This window comes from Paenibacillus sp. P4_A7 (assembly GCF_056402455.1).
Genome location: NZ_JBFUHJ010000589.1, coordinates 1 through 2,952 on the forward strand (window position 1 = coordinate 1; position 2,952 = coordinate 2,952).

Here is a 2,952-nt window from a genome sequence, read left to right on the forward strand (position 1 = left end):
TTGACCCGTTAAGACATGGGAGTGAAAACCTCCAAGGGCGGCGTGGAGAATGCGTGCAGTAAATGGAAGTATATGGGGCGAATATATCCCCCCCTCTATTCCCGTGCGCCTTCATGTTGCCGAAGTCTAATACGGAGTCCCCCTCTTTGTCTTTCATCTTTAACCAACCGGGCGAAATCCTGCGAATAAGCGAGCATTCGTGAGAAAATCATATCGTACCAAGGGAGCTTAATGAAATGAGCAGGCTACCGTAGCGCCTGCTCATCAATGTGTTCATTCAACTAAAGTTCCCAGTTAATTTAATCGTAAATTTTACTGAGATGAGAACTATATTGTGCTTCCTCAAAAGTCATTGGAGGGATCTTATCAAGCCAATCAACTTTCGAACCAATTCCTTCGCATCCCAAAAGCATATCTTCCCTTGTACTTATATCAATACCGACTTGCTTCCAGATAATATACCCATTGGCTTTAACTACATTTGCTACAATTACTGCGCACGACAAATCGCAATCATCTGGGCACATTAGTACTGGTAAAACAACCTCTTTACTTGCTGAATTGAACCTTCCTTTAATACATTCTTTCTCTTTCGAGTCGTAGACCCAATCAATAATTGTTGGGATCATTCCCAGAAGGTTATTTGAAGGATAATACTTGTGAAGCAATATATCCAGAGGAGTACCATCAATGACGATAGTGTGATGCTCAACTTTACAGTACTCACTTTTCATTGGTACGACTTCAATTTTATTCAACAGTCCCATTGATTAGACACCTCACTTTGAGCAATTAGCACACCTATATCGTATCTCGATTTACTCCGTTATCCTGTACGTTAGCTTAATAACAACAAGGAACACTGTCGCAGCAAACTGCCCCTAATTTGTTCAACTAACGTTCTCCGTTAGCATTCCTGTAGAGCGTTAAATTTCCGCTTTGCAAAAAAACGAGCGCCTCGGTACGATGGAAGTACGCAACGGGTCATAGCCCTAAAAATTCCATCATCCAGGAGGACGCTCTATTATGAAGTTTAAATCGCAAGCGAGACAAAATCAACTCATTGAAAAAATTACTGCTCAGCATTTAGTTGTCGGGATCGACATTGCCCAGCAAACGCATGTCGCTCGTGCAGTTAACTTTCGAGGAATCRTGCTCGGTAAYTCCCTATCCTTCTCGAATGACGAGGAGGGTTTTCAAATCCTTCTACGCTGGATCCAAACGTTGCAATACGATCACGCTTTAACAGCTGCTGTTGTTGGCATGGAGCCTACTGGGCATTACTGGTTTAACCTTTCGAACTGGCTTTCGGATCGCCAATTTGAAGTCGTTCTTGTCAATCCACATCTCGTGAAAAAGAATAAAGAGAATCGTGACAATACACYGTCCAAAAGCGAGACAAAAAGGATGCCCTAGTTATCGCAGACATGGTCAAAAACGGCTACTATTCGTTCAYTCGCAACACACCAGAAGCATTTGAAGAACTGCGTGTCTTTCTCTCAAACCGCGACTCTGTCGTTACGAGACTCGTTAGTGCGAAGAACCAAATCCATCGCTGGGYCGACGTTGTGTTCCCTGAACTGCGACACGTCTTCAAGAACATTATGTGYAAGGGCTCAYTGGCCACACTTCGTCTTTTCCCTACGCCCGAAGAATTGTGTAAATTGCAGCATCAAGATGTCTTACAAGGTTGGAAATCGATTATGAAACGACATTCTGGTGAGCGAAAAGCTCGAGCTCTTATCCTATTGGCTTGCAGATCTGTAGGTTCTAAGCAAGCCACACACGCATACAAGCTTCACTTGAAACAACTACTCGATGAGTACGATCTTGCTTGCCTACAATTGCAAACGGTAGAAACGGAGATTATTGCCGTTTTGGAACGCATACCATTTGCGAAATCCATGCTTGCTGTCAAAGGAATTAGTGAGATTTCCTTAGCTGGTATTCTAGGTGAGGCGGGGGATTTAAGCGGCTTTGTTCATGGGAATGCCTTACTRCGTCATGCTGGTCTCAACCTCGCAGAAGCAAGCTCAGGTAAATGGACCGGACAGATGAAGATTAGTAAGCGTGGACGATCTCGACTCCGCCGTTTCATCTTCATGATGACCWTRAGTTTAGTYGCGAACAATCCRGAGTTYAAAGCYATGCATGCCTACAATGTAMAGRTAAAGAAGATRAAGAAAATGAGGTCCATTATGAAGTTGTGTGGTAAATTAGCTAGAATCCTAGTTGGAATGGCCCGTAGCGGCGAAGCTTACAATCCTCCTAAAACGATGCCAATCCAGTTAGCGGCTTAACCTATACTTACCGTTTCGTTGTACGAGTTTTGGCTTATTCGCAGGATTTCAAAGAAAGCACGGAGTACCGGATACATTGAACCAAAGGGCACCGACCCGTACCGTTAGCAAGACCGGCCTCCACCCCTTGGATAGGCGTAACGAAGGAATGAGAGGGCACTGACCCGTTAAGACATGGGAGTGAAAACCYCCAAGGGCGGCGTGGAGTATGCGTGCAGTAAATGGAATTATGTGGGACGGATAAATCCCCCCTCTATTCCCGTGCGCCTTCATGTTGCCGAAGTCTACTACGGAGTCCCCCTCTTTGTCTTTCATCTATATCCAACCGGGCGAAATCCTGCGAATAAGCGAGCATTCGTTAGTAAATCATATCGTACCAAGGGAGTTCAATCAATCACATTTTTTTGTAGGCATTGTACCAGTGATAAGGTTGAATCTCTGCTAAAGTTTTATACCGCAGGCTTCCATCAGGAGTATAAACTGCTGCTTTTACGCCTTCTCCCCAATAGAACAACCGTTCCTGACAAACACCGCATGGAGTTAGTACCATAAATTCCTCTTCTTCGTTATTCCTAACAACACAGACAGAATGTGTTATCTGTGTCTTTAATTTATGTGCTTCTAGTATTGCACCTGTCTCAATGCATAACTC

Annotated in this window: 2 protein-coding genes and 1 pseudogene; 1 reads left to right on the forward strand and 2 read right to left on the reverse strand. The window is 44.1% G+C overall.

Features of this window, described 5'->3' with window-relative positions:
- Positions 1 to 299 precede the first annotated feature (299 nt).
- Positions 300 to 767, reverse strand: a complete 468-nt coding sequence (locus AC1DWN_RS31455; RefSeq protein WP_477562789.1) for a hypothetical protein — start codon at positions 765 to 767, stop codon at positions 300 to 302.
- A gap of 259 nt (positions 768 to 1,026) precedes the next feature.
- Between AC1DWN_RS31455 and AC1DWN_RS31460 the strand changes: the two are divergent.
- A pseudogene (locus AC1DWN_RS31460) lies at positions 1,027 to 2,300 on the forward strand (IS110 family RNA-guided transposase).
- 394 nt (positions 2,301 to 2,694) lie between these two features.
- On the opposite strand, the gene AC1DWN_RS31465 reads toward AC1DWN_RS31460, so the two are convergent.
- A partial coding sequence (locus tag AC1DWN_RS31465) for a cytidine deaminase (protein ID WP_477562790.1) occupies positions 2,695 to 2,952 on the reverse strand: 258 nt, incomplete at its 5' end.

Bases quoted from the DNA above. Each gene is read 5' to 3' on its own strand.
- AC1DWN_RS31455 (WP_477562789.1), bottom strand. From the start codon at position 767: ATGGGACTGTTGAATAAAATTGAAGTCGTACCAATGAAAAGTGAGTAC.